Origin of the sequence: Aquimarina hainanensis (genome assembly GCF_042684685.1) — a bacterium.
GTDB lineage: Bacteria > Bacteroidota > Bacteroidia > Flavobacteriales > Flavobacteriaceae > Aquimarina > Aquimarina hainanensis.
Window position 1 is genome coordinate 209,669 of sequence record NZ_JBHULX010000030.1, and the last position, 24,579, is coordinate 234,247.

The 24,579-nt window shown below is 36.2% G+C and carries 20 protein-coding genes; 9 read left to right on the forward strand and 11 right to left on the reverse strand.

Going from position 1 to position 24,579, the window contains the following annotated elements; genetic code table 11:
• The coding region (locus tag ACFSTE_RS15280; protein ID WP_378298241.1) for a hypothetical protein at positions 1-496 on the forward strand (496 nt) is incomplete at its 5' end.
• A gap of 366 nt (positions 497-862) precedes the next feature.
• Here ACFSTE_RS15280 and ACFSTE_RS15285 read toward each other — a convergent pair.
• From ACFSTE_RS15285 to ACFSTE_RS15295, 3 genes are read right to left on the reverse strand one after another with little or no spacing between them, the layout of a single operon-like run.
• Positions 863-1,930 (reverse strand): DUF2911 domain-containing protein, encoded by a 1,068-nt coding sequence (locus tag ACFSTE_RS15285; RefSeq protein ID WP_176026982.1) that lies wholly within the window; start codon positions 1,928-1,930, stop codon positions 863-865.
• On the reverse strand, positions 1,920-3,041 hold the full coding sequence (locus ACFSTE_RS15290; protein WP_254884066.1) for an AraC family transcriptional regulator: 1,122 nt from the start codon (positions 3,039-3,041) through the stop codon (positions 1,920-1,922). Before ACFSTE_RS15290 ends, ACFSTE_RS15285 begins: the two co-directional genes overlap by 11 nt.
• A gap of 27 nt (positions 3,042-3,068) precedes the next feature.
• Complete coding sequence (locus ACFSTE_RS15295) at positions 3,069-3,758, reverse strand: hypothetical protein (protein WP_378253757.1); 690 nt, start codon at positions 3,756-3,758, stop codon at positions 3,069-3,071.
• A gap of 581 nt (positions 3,759-4,339) precedes the next feature.
• On the opposite strand from ACFSTE_RS15295, the gene ACFSTE_RS15300 reads away from it, so the two are divergent.
• The 8 genes from ACFSTE_RS15300 (at position 4,340) to ACFSTE_RS15335 (ending at position 17,648) form a co-directional block, all read left to right on the forward strand.
• Positions 4,340-7,792: a pyruvate carboxylase gene (locus ACFSTE_RS15300; RefSeq protein ID WP_378253759.1), complete on the forward strand. Its 3,453-nt coding sequence runs from the start codon at positions 4,340-4,342 to the stop codon at positions 7,790-7,792.
• A gap of 162 nt (positions 7,793-7,954) precedes the next feature.
• A complete protein-coding gene (locus ACFSTE_RS15305; protein WP_378253761.1) occupies positions 7,955-9,475 on the forward strand; it encodes a lipase in 1,521 nt (506 codons plus the stop codon).
• 90 nt (positions 9,476-9,565) lie between these two features.
• Positions 9,566-10,822, forward strand: coding sequence for a DUF459 domain-containing protein (locus ACFSTE_RS15310; RefSeq protein WP_378253763.1), 1,257 nt, complete (start codon positions 9,566-9,568; stop codon positions 10,820-10,822).
• Positions 10,815-12,476 (forward strand): MBOAT family O-acyltransferase, encoded by a 1,662-nt coding sequence (locus tag ACFSTE_RS15315; RefSeq protein ID WP_378253765.1) that lies wholly within the window; start codon positions 10,815-10,817, stop codon positions 12,474-12,476. The genes ACFSTE_RS15310 and ACFSTE_RS15315 overlap by 8 nt, the downstream gene beginning before the upstream one ends.
• 213 nt (positions 12,477-12,689) lie before the next feature.
• Positions 12,690-13,367 (forward strand): uracil-DNA glycosylase family protein, encoded by a 678-nt coding sequence (locus ACFSTE_RS15320; RefSeq protein WP_176026976.1) that lies wholly within the window; start codon positions 12,690-12,692, stop codon positions 13,365-13,367.
• Positions 13,368-13,656: 289 nt separating this feature from the next.
• The gene (locus ACFSTE_RS15325; RefSeq protein ID WP_176026975.1) at positions 13,657-14,160 is read left to right on the forward strand and encodes a T9SS type A sorting domain-containing protein; all 504 of its coding nucleotides are present in this window, start codon (positions 13,657-13,659) and stop codon (positions 14,158-14,160) included.
• Between the two features lie 230 nt (positions 14,161-14,390).
• Positions 14,391-14,990, forward strand: coding sequence for a hypothetical protein (locus tag ACFSTE_RS15330; protein ID WP_176026974.1), 600 nt, complete (start codon positions 14,391-14,393; stop codon positions 14,988-14,990).
• Between the two features lie 39 nt (positions 14,991-15,029).
• The gene (locus ACFSTE_RS15335; protein WP_378298243.1) at positions 15,030-17,648 is read left to right on the forward strand and encodes a hypothetical protein; all 2,619 of its coding nucleotides are present in this window, start codon (positions 15,030-15,032) and stop codon (positions 17,646-17,648) included.
• A gap of 128 nt (positions 17,649-17,776) precedes the next feature.
• On the opposite strand, the gene ACFSTE_RS15340 is transcribed toward ACFSTE_RS15335, so the two are convergent.
• The 8 genes from ACFSTE_RS15340 to trpD all read right to left on the reverse strand — a co-directional run bounded on the left by ACFSTE_RS15340 (position 17,777) and on the right by trpD (position 24,571).
• Positions 17,777-18,151, reverse strand: a complete 375-nt coding sequence (locus tag ACFSTE_RS15340) for a VOC family protein (protein WP_378253770.1) — start codon at positions 18,149-18,151, stop codon at positions 17,777-17,779.
• A gap of 74 nt (positions 18,152-18,225) precedes the next feature.
• Positions 18,226-19,041 carry a DUF6597 domain-containing transcriptional factor gene (locus ACFSTE_RS15345; protein WP_378253772.1) on the reverse strand — a complete coding sequence of 272 codons (816 nt, stop codon included), beginning with the start codon at positions 19,039-19,041 and terminating at the stop codon, positions 18,226-18,228.
• A gap of 1 nt (position 19,042) precedes the next feature.
• Positions 19,043-19,756, reverse strand: a complete 714-nt coding sequence (locus ACFSTE_RS15350) for a DUF2927 domain-containing protein (protein ID WP_378253774.1) — start codon at positions 19,754-19,756, stop codon at positions 19,043-19,045.
• 343 nt (positions 19,757-20,099) lie between these two features.
• Complete coding sequence (gene trpA, locus ACFSTE_RS15355; protein ID WP_378253776.1) at positions 20,100-20,879, reverse strand: tryptophan synthase subunit alpha; 780 nt, start codon at positions 20,877-20,879, stop codon at positions 20,100-20,102.
• A gap of 40 nt (positions 20,880-20,919) precedes the next feature.
• Positions 20,920-22,104 carry a tryptophan synthase subunit beta gene (trpB, locus tag ACFSTE_RS15360; RefSeq protein ID WP_378253777.1) on the reverse strand — a complete coding sequence of 395 codons (1,185 nt, stop codon included), beginning with the start codon at positions 22,102-22,104 and terminating at the stop codon, positions 20,920-20,922.
• A gap of 10 nt (positions 22,105-22,114) precedes the next feature.
• Positions 22,115-22,777, reverse strand: coding sequence for a phosphoribosylanthranilate isomerase (locus ACFSTE_RS15365; RefSeq protein ID WP_254884065.1), 663 nt, complete (start codon positions 22,775-22,777; stop codon positions 22,115-22,117).
• Positions 22,774-23,559: an indole-3-glycerol phosphate synthase TrpC gene (gene trpC, locus ACFSTE_RS15370; protein ID WP_378253779.1), complete on the reverse strand. Its 786-nt coding sequence runs from the start codon at positions 23,557-23,559 to the stop codon at positions 22,774-22,776. The genes ACFSTE_RS15365 and trpC overlap by 4 nt, the downstream gene beginning before the upstream one ends.
• A gap of 10 nt (positions 23,560-23,569) precedes the next feature.
• Entirely contained in the window at positions 23,570-24,571 is a 1,002-nt protein-coding gene (trpD, locus tag ACFSTE_RS15375; protein WP_176026967.1) for an anthranilate phosphoribosyltransferase, read from the reverse strand.
• Positions 24,572-24,579: the final 8 nt, after the last annotated feature.

The window sequence follows — 24,579 nt, forward strand, 5'->3', positions numbered from 1 at the left end:
CGATACGCTTACAGAAAGTGTAAGTATTCACTATCATTTTGATAAAAAAAGAGTACAACTTACGGATTCTATCTATTGTTTTTTTCAGATAGAGAATTCTGCCTTTAGCAAGGAAGAAGCCAAAACGGCAACAGTCAGTGTCACACTTCCTAAAGACTATACACAGGAGAATTTTACTGCCGATTTTTCTAATCGCCCTAAAAGTTCTTTCGGAACAACGGAAAAGAATGATACTACAGTAATCAATATTCCAAGTTTAGATAAGCAACAGATGATTCCTATAAAAGCGGCAGGAACTCCAAAAGAAGCCCTTCATCAAACAGTGGCTTTTTACTGGAAGCCTAAACGAATGGGCAGGGATACGATACGCGGATATGTTAGAGAAATGATTTCTTTTATAGATAAAAATGACCCTGAAAATAAAGAAGAAGATAATGTCAGGACAGAGCTAAGTAAAATTATTTACTTCGATACTCCTATTGAAGTTATAAAATAAGACTAAGGTGATGAAGAGAGGTGATGCATCCATTTAAAAAGGAACCGAAAGGGATCAACTTTCAGAAAAAGATCTCAGGGCAGTTGCTTTTCATTTTGGAATCATGCATATGGTATTAATCAGTTATCCTAATAGTTAATATGCCCTGCAATTTTTATACTCAACAATATAAATAAGGTGTTTTTTATAGTAGAGGGCATGCTACATAGAAAGTGATTTGTAATTAGACCCTGACTCTAAAGAATTGGAACTGTAGAAGATATTAATATGATCTATGTAAAAGAATAACGAAATACTACATAACTACGGACTAATATGATGGCAGGTAGTTATGTAGTAAAGTAATCAGTTTTTGTACTGAACAATTTATGGATGTTTAACCTCTTGTATAATTTTTTTGTTCAGGCGGATAAAATCTTTATTGTTAGCTTTTTCAGAGAGCATTAATCCTCGTTTAGCAGCTGTCAGGGCTTCTTTATTTTTATCTAGATCTTTTAGTATCATTGCTTCTCTTGTTACCTGAAAAAATAAGGCATCCGTAGAAGCAGTAACCTTTTGTATGTATTCCAGTGCTTTGTGGAGATCTTTTTTAGATTCATGCAGGTAGACAGCAGCATTAAAATATGCTATCGGTGCAGGACCGGTTAGTGTTTTTTTGATGGAGGTCATAATTTGTTCATGATCGTTTACCTGAATAGGGATGGTTAGTAAAGTGTATTCCCATTCTAGTAGTAAGGAGGCTCCCTGAAGTGTTATGTCCTGAAAATGAATTTCAAAAGTCTCTTTATAAGAGGTGTTTTTTTGTACAGGGAGTTCCAGTGTGAGTATAGGAGTTTGTTTTCGATAAGATGTCCAATTGCGTTTTGAATAGGGATACCAAAGCAATTGCCAGGTAGTGATTCCGGGAATACTGATTAGTGTATAACTTCCTTTCTCTAATAGATGACCGTTAATAAGAATCGTGTTGGATATGGTAAGCTTTGTTGCAGAATTAGCTCCGGTACGCCACATTTCGTTATAAGGGAGTAATCCTTTTTCACCGAAAATCGTTCGTCCTTTGGCACTGGGTCGGGAATACTCTACGGTAATATCCGTAATGCCTACAGTTTGTTTAATCATAGCTGCAGGGCTCAAGGAAGGAGTTTTTAATTGAGAATGTCCCAGAATAGGAATGATAAATATCAAAGCGAATAACGCTATTTTTAAGTATTGCGAGCTCGTAACTATATTTTCTCCATGATCAATTTTTGGAATGGAATTCGAAAATTTCTCCCAGATATGATGATAAGGAATAAAGCCATAAAAATGTACAACGGTTCTTGTAATAGTGTGAGGTTTAGAAGCAGTGCTTCCTTTTTTTACAAGGTTGTTTAATTGTCGATAGTATCTAGAAATAACAATTAAGAATAGTATATATAGAATATTAATTTTCATCGTATGTGTTTTGATTAAAATAAGCAGAGGGAGAGGTTCCCGTTAGCTTTTTAAATGATTTATTAAAGGTGGTTTTGGAATTAAAACCAGCTTCCTGAGCTAATCCAAAAAAAGTAAGTTGTTTGGCTTTTTCTGTTTTTGCCAGATTGATAAACTCTTTTATTCGGTAATAATTAACGTATTCAAAAAAATTCATGCCTATATTCTCATTGAGTAAGCGGGCTAGTTCAGGGTTGTTGATTCCCAGCATCTGAGCGACTTCGGCTTTTAATAATTTGCTGTTCAGATAGGGCTTTTTTTCCTGCATCAACGTATCTAATTCTTGTTTTAATCGCTCCATATCGGATACGGTCAATTTGGATTGCGCATATTTTTTGGAGGTAATATCTGGTACAAAATGAAAAACCTGTGGCGAAATGATACCGTAGTAATTGATAAAAAGGATAATCAGCGTAAGAATTCCCCAGATATAAGGTCGGGCATTACGCTCAATCATATCATAACCTAGTAAACTGGTAATATAGAGAATCGTCCATATAAGTAAACAAGCACCGACTACATATAAGAACCGAACAATAAAAGCGGTATGTAGCTCATAAGAAACCTCATTTCTGATGCGTTTATAAAAATCTTGTAATACCTTCCAGCTGAGGTACCAGTATATACCATTAACCAGCACTCCTATGGCATGACAGGCAAAAATAGCACGTTTGATTTCTCCTGTAGCTGCACGGGCTCTGGATATTTCATCGCTGGGTAGCATGAAATATACTAAAATAAAGAGCGAATAAGCAAGCCCGGGGATGTAATGAATCAAATCTTGCCTGGAGATTTTTCTTTTATTCAAAACAGATCGGGTAAATAAATAGACAGTAGAACCAAATAATAAAGCCGAAAACTCAGAAAAAGCGATAAGCCTGAAATTTTGATTCCATACTCCCATACTGTGTAATACTTTTCCTGATAATCCAATTAGAAGCACAAAGATGAGAAAGGCCATATACGGATTGACATTCTTTCGCTTTGCAGGCGATAGTATGTAAATAAGAAAAAAGAATAGTCCTTGCGAAAAACCAAAGTACGTAAGTTGATTCAGGATTGTTTGCATCATTTTTAGGAGCATATAGAATTAACAGTATTATTTAATAGCGAATTGGTGTACATGTCGTAAGGAATCATACATAGATAAAGAGTTGTTTTTGGCAAATTCCCTAAAATTAGATTGATGATTCCATGTGATGATATAAAGCATATCAGGGTTGTAATAATATCCTGTAGGGGATTGTCCATTTTTTAATTGTAAAATAACTTTTCCTCCGGCATTTGTCACTTTTTCTTTCCATCTTTTTAGAAAATTAATGAATTTTTTGTTGTCTTTTTTCCAAAAAGCAGTAACACTGGTATATTTTTTTGTGTTAATGCTGAATTGAATATCTTCAGGAATCTGATAATAGGTAAGACTAAAATATTGAAATATATTTCTCCGTTGTTCATGGAAGTCAGGAACACGGGATGTGATAGCAGTTAAAAAACCTTCTCTTTTTTCTTTGGTTGCCCACTTGCCAAAAATAAAACTACTGGGAGTGTGATTTCCTAATGTCAGTTCCTGTATGGCAAAACCCGGTTGCGGTTGAAAGGAGTATTCAAATGCTACGGGAAAAGCGGTTTTTCTATACCGGTCAAATAACGTATCGACAGCTGCATTCTGACGCAGCAGGATAATATCCATAATTTCTCCTTTCTTAAAGGAAAAAGATTTTGTCGACCCCTGAGCAAATAACATAGGGGTAAAGAGTAAGAAACATATATACGGGAATATTTTTTTCATAAAAATCATTTTTTTTAAAGTGAGTGACAAAAGAAAAAAACAGAACATCCTCAGACAAGAAAATAAGCAGAATAGAAGTACGCATACGGTATATGGTCCCTGTTTATAGCGGTTTTGAGATTTCTTTCCCTTAGAAAATGTTTGCGAACACACATTGTTTTTGGTAGAATATTGCGTGTATTAGTATCGAGGAGGTAGTAGTTTTTAGACAAATATGGTCAATAAGAGAATAGCAAATAGAAAGATATCACACTTCAGGATACGGAATTGTATTACGGTTTTTGAGTATCGATAAAATGATATGGTTTTAGAGAAATGGTAATTTTTGGCAAGAGGTCAAAAGTAAATAAAACAAAGAGTAAGTATATGTTATATAATTAACAAAAAAATATTAGTAATTACAGTGTTTTATTGTTAATAGTTTAATGAATAGGTATATTAGCGAGGATTTTTTATAAAAAATTCAATTTTGAATAATGAATAGCAACATTTTTATAAACAAACATAAAACACGCCATCATAAAAACAATAGGAACCATTTGGTAGGTTTTATGTGATATCTAAAGCAATATTGTAAACACATGAAAATTAAAAAAGTTTTAGTCGCCAATAGGGGTGAAATCGCGATTCGAATTTTTAGGGCTTGTACAGAGATCGGACTGGAAACCGTAGGGATTTATACCTACGAAGACCGATACTCCCTTCATCGTTACAAAGCAGATGAAGCCTATCAGATAGGAAAGGATAATGAACCGTTAAAACCTTATCTGAATATTGAAGAAATCATTAAGGTAGCCAAAAAAAATCATGTAGATGCCATTCATCCGGGATATGGATTCTTGTCGGAGAATGCAAATTTTGCACAACGCTGTCTCGATAACGGGATTATTTTTATAGGACCTGATGTATCAGTGTTACAATCGTTAGGGGATAAAATTACGGCAAAACAGGTCGCTATAGCAAATGATATTCCAATTATAGAAAGTAATAAAGAATCTCTGGATACTATCGATATTGCGATACAAGAGGCAGAACGGATAGGATACCCTGTAATGCTCAAAGCAGCTTCTGGAGGAGGAGGAAGAGGAATGCGAGTGATTAGAAAAGAAGAAGAATTGCGAAAAGCGTATCCTGAATCCAGAAGAGAAGCATTAAATGCTTTTGGAGATGATACTGTTTTTCTTGAGAAATTTGTAGAAAATCCCAAGCATATAGAGATCCAGATTGTAGCCGATCATCATGGGAATATGGTGCACCTGTTCGAACGAGACTGTTCTGTACAGAGAAGATATCAAAAAGTAATTGAATACGCACCTTCCTATGGATTAGCGACACAGATCAAAGAAGATTTATATAGATATGCTCTTGCTATCTGTAAGGCAGTGAATTATAACAATATTGGAACTGTAGAGTTTCTGGTAGATGAAGATGGAAGTATTTACTTTATAGAGGTAAATCCACGGGTACAGGTAGAACATACCGTTACTGAGATTGTAACGGGAATTGATTTGATTAAGGCCCAGATTTTTATTGCAGGAGGTTATAAATTATCAGATCAGCAGATCAAAATAGAAAATCAGGAGAGCCTGAAAACAACAGGATATGCACTACAGTGTAGAATTACAACAGAAGATCCGGAAAATGATTTCAAGCCGGACTATGGAACCATAACTACCTATAGAAGTGCGTCTGGTTTTGGAATTCGACTTGATGCCGGGAGTGTATATCAAGGAGTGACGATTTCTCCGTTTTTTGATTCAATGTTGGTAAAGGTATCTGCTAATAGTAGAACCTTAGACGGAGCTTGCAGGAAAATGAGAAGAGCGCTTTCTGAATTTAGAATTAGAGGAGTAAAAACCAATATGCCCTTTCTGGACAATATACTGAATCACGATACATTTAGAAAAGGAGCGGTAACCGTCAATTTTATTCAAAATACTAAAGAGTTATTTGCTATAAAAGAGCCTAAAAACCGGGCAACTAAATTGGCGAACTTCTTAGGCGATATAATTGTCAATGGAAACCCAGACGTAAAGAAAGTAGATCCAACTAAGAAATTTGTAATACCTAAAGTACCTGCTTTTGATACTTCATTAGAATATCCTAAAGGAACAAAGGATCTGTTGACAGAGTTAGGTCCTGAACAATTTGCACAGTGGTTAAAAAAAGAACAAAAGATTCAGTATACAGATACTACGATGCGGGATGCGCATCAGAGTTTACTGGCTACCAGAATGCGAACATTTGACATGCTAAAAGTTGCAGAAGGATATGCCAAAAACCATCCCGAAATATTCAGTATGGAAGTCTGGGGAGGAGCAACTTTTGATGTGTGTTTGCGTTTTTTGAGAGAAAACCCATGGGAACGTCTTCGCTCCTTGCGCAAAGCGATTCCTAATATTCTGCTACAAATGTTAATTAGGGGATCCAACGGGGTTGGGTATACTGCCTATCCGGATAACCTGATCGGAGCTTTTGTAGAACAATCCTGGGAAAATGGGGTCGATGTATTCCGGGTTTTTGACTCTCTCAACTGGATGGAGTCTATTGCTCCATGCATAGAACATGTACGTACCAGAACTAAAGGATTGGCAGAAGGTTCGCTGTGTTATACAGGAGATATTCTGGATACCTCCCGAACGAAGTATACATTGTCTTATTATATCCAGCTGGCAAAAGATATAGAAAATGCCGGAGCACATATTCTGGGGATAAAAGATATGGCAGGATTATTAAAACCTTATGCTGCATATGAATTGATCAGTGCTTTGAAATCAGAAATAAAAATTCCGATACACCTGCATACACATGATACTTCTTCTGTACAGTCGGCTACCTATCTCAAAGCAATAGAAGCGGGAGTTGATGTGGTTGATGTAGCATTAGGAGGGTTATCAGGTTTGACCTCACAGCCTAATTTTAATGCGGTTCATGAAATGCTAAAGTTTCACGAAAGAGAAAATCCATTGGATATTAGTAAGCTTAATGAGTATTCAAACTATTGGGAGGCTGTTAGAGAATACTATTACCCATTCGAATCCGGTCTAAAAGCTGGAACCGGGGAAGTCTATCAACATGAAATTCCGGGAGGACAATACTCGAATCTAAAACCGCAGGCAGCAGGTCTGGGATTATCAGATCGTTTTCATGAAATTACCAAAATGTATGGAGAAGTAAATGAACTATTCGGAGATATTGTCAAAGTAACTCCTAGCTCAAAAGTAGTAGGGGATATGGCGCAGTATCTGGTAAGTAATGATTTGACAATAGCAGATGTTAAGGAGCGGGGAGAAACGCTTTCTTTTCCACAGTCAGTAGTTAATTTGTTTAAAGGAGAATTAGGACAACCAGCCGGCGGATTCCCAAAAGACCTGCAGGTAGCTGTATTAAAAGATCAGCAACCATTTACCAATCGACCTAATGCCCATTTGGAGCCAATCGATTTTGAAGCTGAGTATGAGGAATTTGTAAAACTCTTCAAAAAAGGAATGGGGCGTTCGTTGGATATCACTGATTTTATTTCGTATAAATTATATCCGAAAGTTTTTACCGGAGCTTATAATCATCACCTGAAATACGGAAATGTCGTAACGATACCGACAAAAAACTTCTTTTATGGAATGAGCCCGGGAGAAGAAATTATCGTGCAGTTGGATAAAGGGAAAATACTACTGATAGAATTAATATCGGTAGGAGAAGCAAATGAAGAAGGAAAGGTAACAGTCTTTTTTAAAGTCAATGGGCAAACCCGAAATGTAGAAATTCAGGATGCTTCGATTAAAGTTGCTAAGAAAGTACATGAAAAAGCAGACAAATCTGATAGCAAACAAATTGGGGCTCCACTACAGGGATCATTATCTTCGGTACTGGTCAAAAAAGGACAAGAAGTACAGAAGAATACCCCTCTTTTTATTATCGAAGCGATGAAAATGGAAACGACAATTACAGCAAATGAAACAGGTGTTGTTGATAGTATTGTACTAAAATCAGGAACAATGGTGCAGGCAGATGATTTAGTACTGAAAATGAAGTAGGAAGGGGAGTTGTATCACAAAAAATAAAACCTGTTAGGGAATTACTGACCTGACAGGTTTTTTTATGGAGTATAAGTTTCTGTAAAGGAAAGCCAGGGATTGTGGTGGCAGTTTCTAAAAACTTTCTATTTTTACATAAAACACTAAAAATCCAAATCAACTTTGAATAGTAAACCCATACAGATAGCTCTTTTTATTATTGTAGTACTGGGCATTTTATTCGGTCTTACCTTTTTAAGTGAAAAAGGAGGGATTCAGAAAGGCATAACTGCAGAAGATGGGTTTTCTTTTTCCGGGTTCTCGATTAAGTATCCGACTGAGGAGCAATTTCTGGGACTCGAAGTAGATTCAACCATCACGAAAGAAGAAGTCTTGGAAGTAACCCAAACAGTTACCCCTGTAGCCGATGAGGTTACAGACGAACCAGAAGGCTTGTCTATGGCATTTATGAAGAACGATAGTCTGCAACGTCCCGATTTTTCAAAGATTGATACTACTAAAATTGTACGGATTCAATATCCTCCTGATAGTCTTGATTTGATAGGTACCTTACAGAAAAAAATAGCATCAGGTGCTTGTCGAATTATTCATTATGGAGATTCTCAGATAGAAGGAGATCGGATTTCAGCTTATCTAAGAAACCGCTTGCAAGGAATTTATGGAGGCGGAGGTCCTGGTTTTATACCGATTAAACAGGTATATGATCAGGTGAGTGCCGTAGTAATTCCCAGTGATAACTGGAAACGATATGCCTTGTTTGATCCGACACAATCGAAATTCCCGCATAGGAAATATGGAGCTTATATGTCGGTGTCTCGTTTTACAGAATACCGGGACCCTAAAAAAGATAGTACGATTGTAGATTCATTACCACTAACCAAAGCGACCATTACGATTGGTAAATCTAAGAAAACATATTTTAAGTTCAGACGATTTAACTCCATAGGACTTCACTATGGAAATGCGACAACTCCCATACAAATAAAAGTGTATAATGACGGAGCATTATTGCAGCAAGGAACATTGATAGCAGATGAGAACTATCATATATATACTATTAAAACAGCAGTAGCACCTACAAATCTTACAATAGAGCTGGAAGGAAGAGAAAGTGCTGATTTTTATGGAGTCACCCTGGATGCACCTTCGGGGGTACAGATTGATAATGTAGCCATGAGAGGAGCTTCAGGAACGGTATTTACTACGTCTAATGCAGCTTCATATGCGCGAATGGCTCGTGTATTAAAACCTAAAATAGTGATTATGCAGTATGGAGGGAATACCATGCCATATCTAAAGGATTCTACCAAAGTCGATAATTATGCCAAAAGGATTTTAGGACAGATCAACTGGATTCGAAGACGAACAAAAAATGTGAGTTTTATCTTTATTGGTCCGACAGATATGTGCCTTCCTGTTAATGGAAAAATGGAGACCTATCCGCTGTTACCATACCTAAACCAAAAGTTAATGGAAACCTGTACACAGAACAATGTTGCATATTGGAGTATGTACGATGCTATGGGAGGAAAAGGATCTATGAAATTTTGGGTAGAAGAAAAACTAACAGGAAGTGATTATATGCACTTTACGCATAAAGGAACAAAAATTATATCTGAGCTGTTTTTTACAGCCTTATACCTGGATTTAATGGAAAAAAAGGAGAATGTTCCGGAGCTATAATGAAATGATTTTTAGTAATTGGTATACCCCTTGCAATAGTACAAACCAACAATTAACATTAGATACGTGAATTTTAGAAACCTACTTATTATGATTTTGATGTATAGTATCCCTGCCTTATCTCAGGAGTATATGCTGGATACGATACAAGATGATTATCCCTTTATAAACTGGGAGGCGAATAGCCTGAAGTTTGCAGAGGAATCCCCTGCTTTTCAGAAACTATACCAAAAACTACAAACGATTGCGGAAGGAAAGAAAGAAGATGTACATATTTTTCATATCGGAGGTTCCCACATTCAGGCAGATATTTACTCTAACAGAGTACGCTCATATTTACAGCGGATGAATCCAACAGCCAAGGGACAACGAGGATTTTTATTCCCGTACCGAATGGCTAGAACTAATAACCCTTCGAATTATAAAGTAACCTTTGATGGAGCGTGGAAAGGGTATCGATGTTCTATTCGTAAAGATAGTATCGCCTGGGGATTATCAGGAGTTACTGCAGTTTTTAAAGATTCGGTTTCGAATATAAAAGTAAAAGCTAATCATAATAATTACCACAATAATATGTATGATTTTAACGCCATGCGGGTGTTTTATGATGCCTGGGATGGAGATGATTATGATATCAGTTTTAAAAATGATTCACTGGTAGTAGGAGTAGAAGAGAATAAAGAAGCTCATTTTATACAATTTCAATTTAATAAAACACTAGAGGAAGTTGAGTTTTGTATACAACGTAAAGATAGTACAGCTACCTCGGAATTTTTAATGATGGGTATCGAATTAATGAATGATAATAACGGGATTGAGTATACGTCTATAGGAGTTAATGGAGGGAGTTTTGCATACTATGACAGATGCAGGTATTTTCAGGAGCAGTTATCTCTGTATTCTCCCGATCTGTTTATTATATCGATTGGTACGAATGATACCTATACAACAGATTTTAAGCCAGAAGAGTTTAGAACTTATTACAAGAATATGATTGAAAATATTCAGAAAGTGAATCCTGATTGTGCGGTTTTACTAACGGTACCAAATGATTCCTATTATAAGAAACAGTATGCAAACCCTAATACGAAGGTAGCCAGAGACGTGATTTATGAATTGGCGAAAGAATACAAAATGGCTGTTTGGGATTTTTATGAGATTATGGGAGGGTTTAATGCTTCTATGAAGTGGTACCGTCATAAACTCATGCCCAGAGATCGGGTACATTTTACAGTAAAAGGGTATCGTATCAAAGCGGATTTAATGGTGCAGGCACTAGCTGATTCCTGGGAAAAAAGCTTAGGACTGACACCAAATAGTATTCTGAATCAGATTATTAATGAATAGATTAAAAAATATATTTTCTTTTTCAGAGGACTTCCCTCTGATCTTTACACAGGCAGATTTCTGGATCTTTTTTGCTGTTATCTATTTTGTATATGCGCTACTTTATAAAAACAAGCATGTCCGAAGCGCCTACCTCTTTGCCATTAGTTTACTGTTTTACTACAAAACGAGCGGTTTTTTTATAGGAATCCTTCTGTTTAGTACCATTAATGACTTTTTTCTGGGGAAAGCCATTTATAAGAGCACTTCTGATATAAAAAAGAAGTTGCTGGTAACGATAAGTGTGGTGATCAACCTGGGGACTCTATGTTACTTTAAATATGCGTATTTCTTTACGGATTCATACAATGCAATATTCGATACGGATTATAAGGTGTTTAATTACCTGGCACACTGGTCGAATAGCTGGGCACAAATGGATTATTTTACAGTCGATTCTATTATTCTGCCCGTAGGGATTTCGTTTTATACATTTCAGACCATTAGTTATAGTGTCGATATTTATAGAAAGCAATTAAAACCTCTGGATTCTATTATAGATTTTGGCTTTTTTGTCAGCTTTTTTCCGCAATTGGTGGCAGGTCCTATCGTTAGGGCTTCTGACTTTGTTCCTCAGATCAGGAAAAAAATTGAGATTAGCAGAGAACAGTTTGGATCTGCATCTTTTATGATTCTCAAAGGGTTGATAAAGAAAATGCTTTTTGCAGATTATATAGCCATGAATTTTATGGATCGTGTTTTTGATATTCCCGAGATGTTTTCAGGTTTCACCAATATTATGGCATTGTTTGGGTATTCACTACAGATCTACGGGGATTTTTCCGGATATACAGATATTGCGATAGGATTAGCACTACTCTTGGGGTATCAATTACCTAAAAATTTTAATTCACCCTATAAAGCAATTCATTGTGGGGATTTCTGGAAACGGTGGCATATTTCTTTATCAAGTTGGTTAAAAGACTATCTGTATATTCCCATAGGAGGAAATCGTAACGGGAGTTTGTTTTCCTATATTTTTGTGATGGCATTTACATTTTTAGGGGTCTATGCAGCGTTTAGAAATTATGCAATAGCACTACTGAGTATTTCATTGATAGGAGCATTGTTAATCATTACGTTGTTTTCATCAAAACTAGCCAAACATTTTAATACGAATGTCAATATTTTGATCACTATGTTGATCGGGGGATTATGGCATGGGGCTTCCTGGAAGTTTGTTGTTTGGGGAGGTCTTAATGGAATTGGGATCGTATTTTATAAATACTGGAGAAAAATAAGTCCATATGAATCCTCTACAGCCTGGTATACGATGATATGGAAAATCGGAATTACATTTTTGTTTATTACGTTTACACGTATCTATTTTAGAGGAAATAGCATGGAACATATTGCGCAGTTCTACCATCAGGTAATGACGAATATGGATTGGGGGAATGCATTGGCTGTTTTATGGGAATATAGAATGGTATTTTTTATTATGTTATTGGGCTATATCACTCATTGGCTACCATATGCTGCAAAAGATAAAATAGAAAACCTATTTATAAATAGTCATATTGTTGTAAAAGGAGGTATTGCCGTTATTGTCGGAATTATTTGTTATCAGACATATGCGGCGGATTTTCAGCCCTTCATTTATTTTCAATTCTAAAAAAAAGTAACCTGTATCCAGCTCTCTAGCATAAAGAGATCGATAAAGGTTACTTTGGCATAATTCTCAATCCGAAGTTAGTATAGGGATGCGTATAAATGCTCCCCTTTTTTACTTTACTTGGTAAACGTAGAGAATATGTTTTTATTTTGTGTAATTTGTTGTCAATATGAATGTTACGGTTTATGCGTAATTTAATTATAGTGTTAATATATGTTTATACATACACATCCATATGAACCTTTTATTCCAGAAGGAACTACTAAGTTGATCGTAGGGACATTACCGCCTCCACGGTTCACCACTGGTGATTTGAATGATAAAGATGTGGATTTTTGTTATGGGAGTAGTAATGGGCTGTTGTGGCCGGTACTGGATCGAATTTTTCAGTTGGGATTGCGATATGAAACAACAGAAGCGGCAGCTATGCAGCGCAAGCAATTTTTACTTTCCAAAAATATTGGGGTATGTGATATCGTACAAAGTTGTAAACGGGATAAAGTTGATGCATCTGATCTAGGAATGCAGGAAGTAATCCTACGTGATCTAATTGGATATCTGAAAAAACACAAGACGATTGATACCTTGATTTTTACAGGAGGAAATAGTAAAAACGGACCGGAATATTTTTTTAGGAAACATTTAAAAACATATGGAATTCCTTTAACAGTGGTTTCTGATATTGTGCCGAGAATTCACCGTTTTCAATTAGGAAGAGCCTCAAAAAAACAGGGAAACAATAGATATATTAAAACGGTATCCCTAACAGCGCCTTCAGGTGCAGCAAATCGATCTATTGGAAGTCTGCCTCTGTATAAGATGCTTAAAAAAGAAAATCCGAATTTTAATACACTTGATTTTAGAGTAATGCAATACAGGGAGTTTTTTTAAGATATTGTCAAATAGTTTTACCATAAAAAAGTATAGTTACAAAGATTTTTCCCTTGTTGTTTTAGCTCTAAAAAAAGAAATGAATCTAAGGGTTTTGTTATTAGTTGTTTATGTTTTTTTAGCACCATGATAAAACTGCTGCAAAACTAATATTTGGAAAAACCCCTAAACAGCACATTTTTTTCACTTATTTTTATATAGAACTTTTCAATTAGAGATGTTACTTTTTACGAAGTCTTCCTTTATAATTTTGCCCCTTCAAAAAAAGTAACATTTAAAATAATCTCATTTGGAAAAAAAATTACTTCTACTATTAATTGTATGTATAGGTATTCGATCGATTGCCCAGGAAGCAAAAAGATATACGGTAAGCGCTAATGGGGGTGCATTCCCCATAACCATCGCTAATAAGAAATACATACTTCATCAAAGTATAGGACAATCAGGAAACCTGGGAACAGCATCATCAGCAGACTTAATATTCCGACAAGGATATATTCAGCCAGAAAATATGTATATGAATCTGGTATCTTTTCCAGATCCGAAGTTTCCCAAAGCAAACGTATATCCAAATACGTTTGATAATAAACTATTTATAGATATAAAAGACAAAGAGAGAATCCCTGTGTTGATTATAATATCTGAGATTTCAGGAAAACGGGTGTATAAAAAACAAAAGACTTCCGGGGGGATAATTACCCTTGATACTTCATTTTTATCTGGAGGGAATTATGTATTGCAACTGTTTTATAAAAATGTCGCCTCCAGTCATATTGTAATTAAGAAAAAATAATTTTCAACTTTTATTCGATAATCGAGCTATAAATGCTCCGGGACTTATCTCGGAATCTAATTCATTTTCAGCTTAATACCTCGTAGATGTACTCCGAGGACAACTTACTTTAACCCCTCTGTTTTATGAAAAAAAAATACTATTATCTTTTCTTTTTTTGTCTATTTATTTCTTCGAAAATTAGTAGCCAAAATAGATTTAATTCGACATTTCTAGGTCAAAATTTTTATATGGAAACCGGTTCCTCCGTAGCAACTTTTGAGTTTAAAAATTCTATGGGAACATCATTGGACAATTTATTGCCAAAAACGAACACCTATATAGCTATTGGGTATAAACATTCTTTTATGACAAACGCTATAAGAAGTTATAAGAAGTCTAGCTTTTTTGATAAAGGAGTTAATATTGTATTTGGGGTTAGTTATACCCCTTATGGAGCATCAGGAAGTGATACAAACAACAGTTTTGAATGGGATGTTAACTACCTGGGAGCAAATCTGGGAGTGGAATACGGTGTTTTTTCAGTTAATGATTTTACTTTTTATATAAAAGCAGCTACTTCGTTTGAATACCTCCTTAATGGAACACAGCGAATCAATAATCAAGTGTTTAATGTATTTAGAGAGGAAGAGTTTAAAAGTTTAGCTGTATTCATACGAACAGGTGTAGGGATAAACTATCCTATTTCCAATAAATCTAACCTGTTTGCTCAATATACCTATGGAAAAAGCTTCGCTCTGAAAGATAGAGGGAGCAGTAGTGATGAGCAACTACACATAAAGAATCATATGATCGGTATAGGAATTACCATCAATATTCTGAAATACTAATTAATTAGGCTTTTTCCTTTTAACTATTTATATGCTATTATGAAAAAAAATATTCTTTTTATACTTTTTTGTTTTCTTATTTGTCAGGTGTTTTCCCAAACAGATGGATTTACATATCAGGCAGTGATTCTAAATTCAACTCCGCAGGAATTGCCGGGAAAAGATAATGTTAGTTCCAGTAATGTATTATCTAATAAAAGTATTACGGTTCGTTTTTCTATTATTTCTGAACAGGTAGAAACCCTTTATCAGGAAACACAGCAAACGATGACAGACCCTTACGGAATGATTCACTTGACGGTAGGGCAGGGAATACCAACCATTGGGACGTTTGAAGCAATTCATTGGGATGGCAGTGATAAAAATCTCAAAGTAGAAATTAATGTGGATGGGAGTTTTAAAGAATTAAGTAATCAACCTTTATTCTTTATTCCTTATGAGTTTCATAGAGATATTACAGCTACAGGTAATCTTTCGGTTGATGGAACTTTTTTATTGGGAAGTGATCTGACTGTTGATGGTTCTACACAATTGAATAATACGCTTACAGTAGAAGAAGCTGTTACTTTACGTAATTCTTTATCGGTAACGAATCAGAGTCCTGTAGATTTATCAGGGGACTTGACTGTTGATGGTCATACACAATTGAATAATACACTTACAGTAGGTGATGCTACTACTTTGCATAATTCTTTATCGGTAACGAATCAGAGCCCTGTGGACTTATCAGGGGACTTGACTGTTGATGGTCATACACAATTGAATAATACGCTTACAGTAGGTGATGCTACTACTTTGCATAATTCTTTATCGGTAACGAATCAAAGTCCTGTGGACTTGTCAGGAGACCTGACTGTTGATGGTCATACGCAATTGAATAATACGCTTATAGTAGAAGAGGCTACTACTTTGCATAATTCTTTATCGGTAACGAATCAGAGTCCTGTAGACTTGTCAGGAGACCTGACTGTTGACGGTCATACGCAATTGAATAATACACTTACAGTAGAAGAGGCTACTACTTTGCATAATTCTTTATCGGTAACGAATCAGAGTCCTGTGGACTTATCAGGAGACCTGACTGTTGACGGTCATACGCAATTGAATAATACACTTACAGTAGAAGAGGCTACTACTTTGCATAATTCTTTATCGGTAACGAATCAGAGTCCTGTAGACTTGTCAGGAGACCTGACTGTTGACGGTCATACGCAATTGAATAATACACTTACAGTAGAAGAGGCTACTACTTTGCATAATTCTTTATCGGTAACGAATCAGAGTCCTGTAGACTTGTCAGGAGACCTGACTGTTGACGGTCATACGCAATTGAATAATACACTTACAGTAGAAGAGGCTACTACTTTGCATAATTCTTTATCGGTAACGAATCAAAGTCCTGTAGACTTATCAGGCAGCCTACTCGTCGAAGGACAAACGACGATTAATGATATCCTAAATGCAAATGGACAGGTCACCATTAATGCATCAGGATTAACAGGAGGAGAAGAAAATTATAATGCATACCCACTACGGGTCGAAGGAGGAGACCAGGGAATCGTCATAAAGGTCACTAATACAACTCCTGATAATAGTAATGATTTTATTACTTTTCTTGATAGTAATGATGAAGCAAGAGGAAGGATAGAAGGGCAGACGCAAGGAGAATTATCAAATGATCCAGAATATGCATATGAGATTGCTGCTTTTATTGCAGAAGCAGCCATAGCAGGAGCAGCTGTTGGGCTTGCAGCTATTCCAGACCCAATTCCAGATGCAAGTGAAATAGCGATTGCTTCAGCGGATCTAGCTGGGATTTTAGCCAATAGAGTAGCTTATGAGAGTTTTACAAGAACAAGTATTGGAGTAACCTATGAATCTGGAGCTGCTGATTATGCCGAATGGCTGGAGCGTATGGAAAATTCAGAGAAGATGAACCCGGGGGATATTGTAGGAGTGATTGGAGGAAAAATAACTAAAAACACTGAAACAACCAATCATTACTTAGTGATTTCTACCAATCCGGCGATGTTGGGAAATATGCCGGAAACGAATAGAGAAGCTGCTTATGAAAAAGTAGCATTTTTAGGGCAGATTCCTGTAAAAGTACGCGGAAAGGTTCAAATAGGGGATTTTATTATTCCTTCTGGATTCAATGACGGGACCGGAAAAGCGGTTTCTCCGGATGCAATGCAGGCAGAAACCTATGATCAGGTAGTAGGAATTGCATGGAGTAGTTCAAAAAACAATACCCTTTCTTATATTAATATGGCAATAGGGTTAAATAATAAGGATATCATTCCTTTAGTAATCAAACAACAGCAACGGATACAACAGCTAGAAACTTCATTAGCTTCATTAGACCAGAGAATTTCTCTTCTCGAAGAACACCTTAGTATACCAAAAACTGAAGAAATTCCTGTGGTAGATATAGAAGCGGTAACTACAGAACCAACTATCAGAACAGCAGAGATTCCCGATTTTGATAGGGCGTTCTTTGAAAAACAATTAATGAAATCCGAAAAGATTATGAAATCCAGAGGGATTGATATTGAAAAAGTTCCTTTTCTTAAAAAGATTTATGGAGATGAGAAGGCAAGGAAAGCCTTTATTGAACAAATAGAAAAGGAATATGAAGTGATGATGGAGATGGAGTAGAAGCATAAAAAAGTAACCTTCATTTTTGAAGGTTACTTTTTATCTCATAGATAGAGAGATACCCCCAGAGCTTCTGATTCGACAATGGATTGATTATGTATAGAATGGTTGGGGGTCGTGATTTCTGATTACATTTTTGAATGCAAGCCAATTGTATTTCCTTCTGTATCTTGTATTAAAGAGATGAAACCAAATTCTCCGATAGATGTTTTGGATTGGATGATTTTTCCTCCGGCATTTTCAACTCTGGTTTCTTCTGTAATGCAATCTTCAGAAGAAAAATAGACAACAGTATTATTGTTATTTGCTACATGTGTTTCTTTTTCGACCAAAGCTCCTGTAGCGTTTACTCCGTTATTATCAAAAGGAAAAGTGGCTTGTTTCCCCCATTCCAAAGGCAAATCAACCAAGGAAATAGTAAAAACAGTTTCATAAAATTTTTTGGCACGTTCTAAGTCTGCTACGTGAATATCAAACCAACAAACAGGATTAATACTTTTCATCTCTTTTTTTATTTTAAGTTTGATGGCAAAATTGCAAAGCAATTAGTTTTTAAAATTGTAAAAATGGGACAAGGCTATTTTTGCGAATCAAAAATTAATGACATTTTTAAACTATTACCATAAAACTCTTTGGGGGTTACCCCTGTAAATTCTTTAAAATCTTTTATAAAGTGAGCTTGGTCAAAGTAGCTGTTTTCAAGAGCTACTTGGGTTAGTTTTGTTTCTTTTTTGTGTAAAAGTGTTTTTAAGGTTGCTTGTAACCGAACAATTTTAGAGAGTTGCTTTGGGCTTAAACCAACTGATGAAGAAAATTTTCGAGATAGGATTCTTCGGTTTAGATTGCGTTGTTTGGAAAGTTCATGTATAGAAATGTGACCATTAGTTGTTGCGATCGTTTCGATAGCGGCTTTCACAATTCGATCGGCGACTTCTTCCGTGTTTAATTGGGTACGTAAAAAAGACTCAATATGATGTATTCTTTCAGAGTTGCTACTTGCAGTTAATATATCGTTTTCAATTTCCATTCCCTTTTCTCCAAACAATTTGTGTAATGGAACAGCTGTGTTTTCCATTTGATGTATCGGAATACTGGTAAATGGGAGAAAACCATTAGGATGAAAACGGACGATAAACGTTCCTGTGATTCCTGTAGGTTCTACGATATAGGGTTGTGTAAGTTGCCCTATAAGAAAACATCTGGGGAGTAAAAAACTGTTCCCGGTTTTTGGGTGGTGTTTATACAGATCCCCAAAGTGAAAAATCAATTTCATGGTTCCATCAGGGATAATCGTATTTTTTGTTGGAGTAAGGTCTTGCGAACTTTCTAAGGTCCAGTAAGACATTACAAAATCGACTAAATCGCTGCTGGGACTATGTATTGTTGGCTTCATTTTATTCTGGGGATAGGATCTTTCTTAATCTAGTATCCACCTGACTTATATTTAATCCAATATTCATATCAGGATGATACAATAATCGAATCACATCTTTATCAATAGGAGCATATTCGGTAGTAGTTGTCCATGCAGACTGAAAAATACTTTCCATATATTTTGGAGAATCTCTAGCCAGCCCCAGAGATTGAGTTAATTCTTCACGTAATAAGTGTTTTTGAGCAGTAGTATCTGCTCGTTCGATATCGACATACATGTGCCCAGAAGTAAGTTGATTTTGATTATTCCAAAATACGGAAAATAAGCCCCAGTTAGAAGCAACTAAATTAGATTGACTCGGAAATAAGCTCGCGTATGTGTCTCCGGAACCAAAAAAGATATAATAATTAGATTGTAACGAATCATTCACAATGTTCATGCTGAAACCATCGGTGGCTAATTCATTTATTTCTCCTTTTACAGTTTCTAGTTCATTTAATATTTCAGAAGTAGGGTTCCCTCCAATATAGATGTTTAATTCATTTTCCCATTTTCGTGTTATCTTACTCGCATTCCCAAATTCAAACCCTAGTGCAATACTTTTAAAATAATCGATAAGACTTACTTCATATTCACTTAATGTTGATTTTGGAATGGTGATGTCTTCATCATCATTAGAACATGAAGATACCAGTACTAGTGTTATAAGCAACAATAAAAATCGATTTGCCATATTTTCTTGAATTTACAGTTCATATTTAGTAATCTCGAAATAAGATATTTTTATGGTGTATGCTTTGTCTCTATAGTTAAAAAAAAGACGATAGGGAATGCATTTTTACAAATTTAATATTTTCCTGAACAGGATATACAGATCGAAGTATATCTAAAGAAAATTATAAGGTGTAAAAGGCTATGATGAAAGGTTATATATACCCCCCTCCGGATGATTTACTAATTTTAGCGATATCATCCGAAGAGAGAAATAATTTTGAACCAAGTTTACTTTCTGTTGGTTCGTGTACAGTTTCAAGAGCGTACAATCGTTAATGTTATCAGACAGGAGCTATTTTATATTAATTTTCTACCTGTTGAGGTATAATACCTGCTACAAATTGATCAATAGCTTGTACCCCATGTTTATTGAGATGTTTAATAAAAGCAGAACCGATAATAGCACCTTTAGTCATAGCGGTAGCCTGTGTGAATGTTTCTTGGTTACTGATTCCAAAACCGACAATTTGAGGATTTTTTAATTGCAGATTTTTTACACGTGTAAAATAGGTTTTTTGTTCAGTTCCAAAGGAGTTTTTAGCTCCGGTGGTACTGGCTGAACTAACCATATAGATAAAACCATTAGAAACACTATCGATAAATCGAATGCGTTCATCAGAGGTTTGAGGTGTTATTAAAAATACATTGACCAGTCCATATTTCTCAAAAATCTCTTGATAATGTTCGTGATATTCTGCTACGGGAAGATCCGGGATAATTAATCCATCGATTCCAATATCAGCACATTTAGCACAGAAAGCCTCTACTCCATATTGGAGCATAGGGTTAAAATATCCCATGATGATTAATGGGATTTTTACGGATTGGCGAATGTCCTGTAATTGATTAAACAAAAGCTCTGTAGTCATTCCGTTTTTTAAAGCCTGGGTAGAACTCTCCTGGATAGTTGGTCCATCGGCAAGCGGATCGCTAAAAGGTAATCCGATTTCTATCATATCAACTCCGTTTTTTTCTAGTTCCCGGATGATGGTAGTGGTATCATTAATTGCAGGAAAGCCTGCTGTAAAATAAACAGATAATATCTTTTTGTCTTCGCTTAGTTTTTGTTGAATACGGTTCATGTTATTAGCGTATTTTTGAATCTTTGGTAAAAGATGATGATTATAATTGAAAGTAATCGATATAGGTATTTAGATCTTTATCTCCTCGTCCTGATAAGTTGACAACAACGATATCTTCCGGAGTGAATGTTCGTTTTTCAAAAATTGCCAGCGCATGCGAAGATTCTATTGCAGGGATAATTCCTTCTAGTTTACAGAGTTCCAGACCTGCTTTCATTGCATCCTCATCGGTAATAGAAATAAACTCTCCTCTCCCTGTACGGAACAAGTTCGCGTGCATAGGACCAACCCCTGGATAATCCAGTCCGGCTGAGATGGAATAGGGTTCTGTGATTTGTCCATCAGGAGTTTGCATTAACAAGGTTTTACTACCGTGGATAATTCCTTCTTTTCCCAATGCAGAAGTTGCAGCACTTTCTCCTGTATCAATTCCTTTTCCGGCAGCTTCTACAGCTATAATCCCTACATCAGGTTGATTGAGGTAATGATAAAAAGCCCCAGCTGCATTACTTCCTCCTCCAACACAAGCAACAACATAATCAGGATTTTCTCTTCCTTCTTTTTCTTGTAATTGAGATTTGATTTCTTCTGATATTACGGACTGGAATCGGGCTACCATATCCGGATAAGGATGTGGTCCTACCACAGAACCTATAATATAATGCGTATCTACCGGGTTATTGATCCAATCCCTGATAGCTTCATTGGTTGCATCTTTTAAGGTTCGGCTTCCTGACATGGCAGGAATAACAGTTGCCCCCAACATTTTCATACGGGCTACATTAGGAGCCTGGCGCTGGATATCAATGGCTCCCATATAAACAACGCACTCAATTCCCATCAAGGCGCACACGGTAGCTGTGGCAACACCATGCTGTCCAGCTCCAGTTTCTGCGATAATTCTATTTTTCCCCAGTTTTTTAGCCATTAGGATTTGCCCAATGGTGTTATTGACCTTATGGGCTCCGGTATGATTCAGATCTTCTCTTTTTAGGTAGATATTGGTCGTGTATTTTTCCGAAAGACGTTTTGCATAGTAGAGAGGAGTGGGGCGCCCTACATAATCTCTCAATAATTGATCGAATTCTTCCCGGAAAGAAGGTTCGTTCATAATTTGTATATATTGTTGGCGTAGTTCTTCTACGTTAGGATATAACATTTCGGGGATATAAGCTCCTCCAAAATCTCCGTAATATCCTTTTTCGTCTGCTTGATAACTGATCATGTTTTTAGTTTTAACGGTTTTTAGATGTGGTGTTAGAAGGGGATGTGATTTTTTTGATTTCGGTTATAAATTCAGCAACTAGTGCGTGGTCTTTGATTCCCGGTTGTATTTCGAACTTACTGTTGACATCCAATGCGTGTAACAAAGCAGCCTGTGGCTCTCTTAAAAAATCTTTGATAGCAGAGATTTCCATAATTCCAATACCTCCACTTAATATAAATGGAATGGAAGCAGTATATCCTTTTAAAACATTCCAGTCAAAGGTGTACCCGTTACCTCCTTTTTCTTTGCCCTTGGTGTCAAATAGAAAATAGTCCACACTCTTTTCATAAGGAGTCAGCACACTAAAATCAAATTGATCCTTGATAGAAAACACCTTGAATATTTCGATTGTAGGGTGATGTTCTTTGAGTTGATGACAGAGTACCGGACTTTCTGTTCCGTGAAGCTGAACTGCTTGAAAATCAAATTGCTTGATTTTATCGAGAATAAAAGCAATTGGAGCATCTACAAAGACTCCTGTTTTTTTTATAGATTTTGGTATTTCGGGAATGGAGCCTGTAAAATTTCTCGGAGATTTTTCATAAAAGATAAATCCGAGATAAGCAGGGGCTAATTGAGCCACTTCTTTTATGTTTTCAGGGGTTGTCATCCCGCAGACCTTAATATTCATTGTTGTAACTCATTTATGAAATTCACAGCACTATCTCCCGGAACTTCTGTTTTCATAAAGTTTTCTCCAATTAAAAATCCTTTATATCCATAGGGTTGCAATTCTTTTATAGCCTCAATGGTACTGATACCACTTTCTGATACTTTTACGAAGTCATCAGGGATCGCAGTACTCAATTCTTTACTTACCTGAATACTGACATCGAAGGTTTTTAAGTTTCTGTTATTGACTCCCAGCATATCTATAGAAGGCATGATGGATTTTTCTAATTCTTCGCTATTGTGAACCTCCAATAAGACATCGAGATCCAGACTTTTGGCTAGTTGAGATAAAGAGGTAATCTCTTCCCGGGTTAATACAGCTGCAATTAATAAGATAACATCAGCTCCATAGGCTTTAGCTTCGATTACCTGATAGGGATCAATGATAAACTCTTTGCGTAACAAAGGAATATCAGTAGTTGCTCTGGCAAGTAATAAGTCATCTAATGATCCTCCAAAGTATTTTCCATCGGTAAGAACAGACATTCCACAAGCTCCTGCGATGGTATATCCATTAGCTACGTCCTGAACACTTACTTTTTGATTAATAACAGCCTTAGATGGAGACCTTCTTTTATGTTCTGCTATAATCCCGGTAGAGCTGTTTTTTAAAGCAATAGCCAGCGAGTTGCCAGGACGATCAAACAGTACGGATTGTTCTAACTGTGATACGGGAATGATTTCTTTTTTTAAGCGCACTTCGATACGCTTATCAGCAATTATTTTGTCTAATATATTCATAGATGATAAATTATGCGATCACACTGCTTAGTTCTTGTACTTTTCGTAATGCCTGTAACCCTTTTCCGGATTGTAAGGATTCTTTAGCTTTTTCGAAACCTTCGAGAGGGCTACTATTTTCCACAGTAGCAATTGCCATTCCTGCATTGGCACATACAACGTTGTTTTGCGCTTCAGTTCCTTTTCCTTCTAAAATATTCATAAAGATATTAGCAGATGCTTCGATAGATTCTCCTCCCTGTATTTCTGTTTGTGATAAGGTATGTACTCCAAAGTCTTTAGGACTGAGCATCCCCTCGGTACGATTAGAAATTGTTTTGGTACTTCCGGTTAATGATATTTCATCATATCCATCCAATGCATGAATGATGGTAAAGTTTTTATCGGTATTCTGATAGAGATACCCGTACATTCTGGCGAGTTCTAGGTTAAAAACTCCTACAATTTGATTTTTAGGAAATGCAGGATTAACCATTGGTCCTAACATATTAAAAAATGTTTTTACTCCCAGTTCTCTTCTGATTGGTGCTACATTTTTCATAGCGGGGTGGAATAGGGGAGCGTGTAACACACAGATACCTGCTTCGTCAATACTACGCTTTAAAAAATCCTTGTCATTACTGAATTTTATTCCCAGATGCTCCATTACATTGGAACTTCCGCATTTAGAAGAAACTCCATAATTGCCATGTTTGGTGACCTTGATCCCCGCTCCAGCCGCTACAAAAGAAGAAAGTGTAGAGATATTGAAGGTGTCTTTTCCGTCTCCTCCGGTTCCACAGAGATCAATAGGATTGTATTCGCTGAGGTCTACGGCAATGCATAGCTCCAGAAGTGCGTCCCTAAAGCCTTCAAGTTCTTCGATGGTAATACTTCTCATCATATATACCGTGAGAAAGGCAGCGATTTGACTTTGATTATAAAGTCCCTGAGAGATATTAACCAACACATTTTTAGCCTCTTCTTTGCTAATGGTTTCATGGTTGATTAAGCGATTTAATATCTTTTTCATGAGTGAAT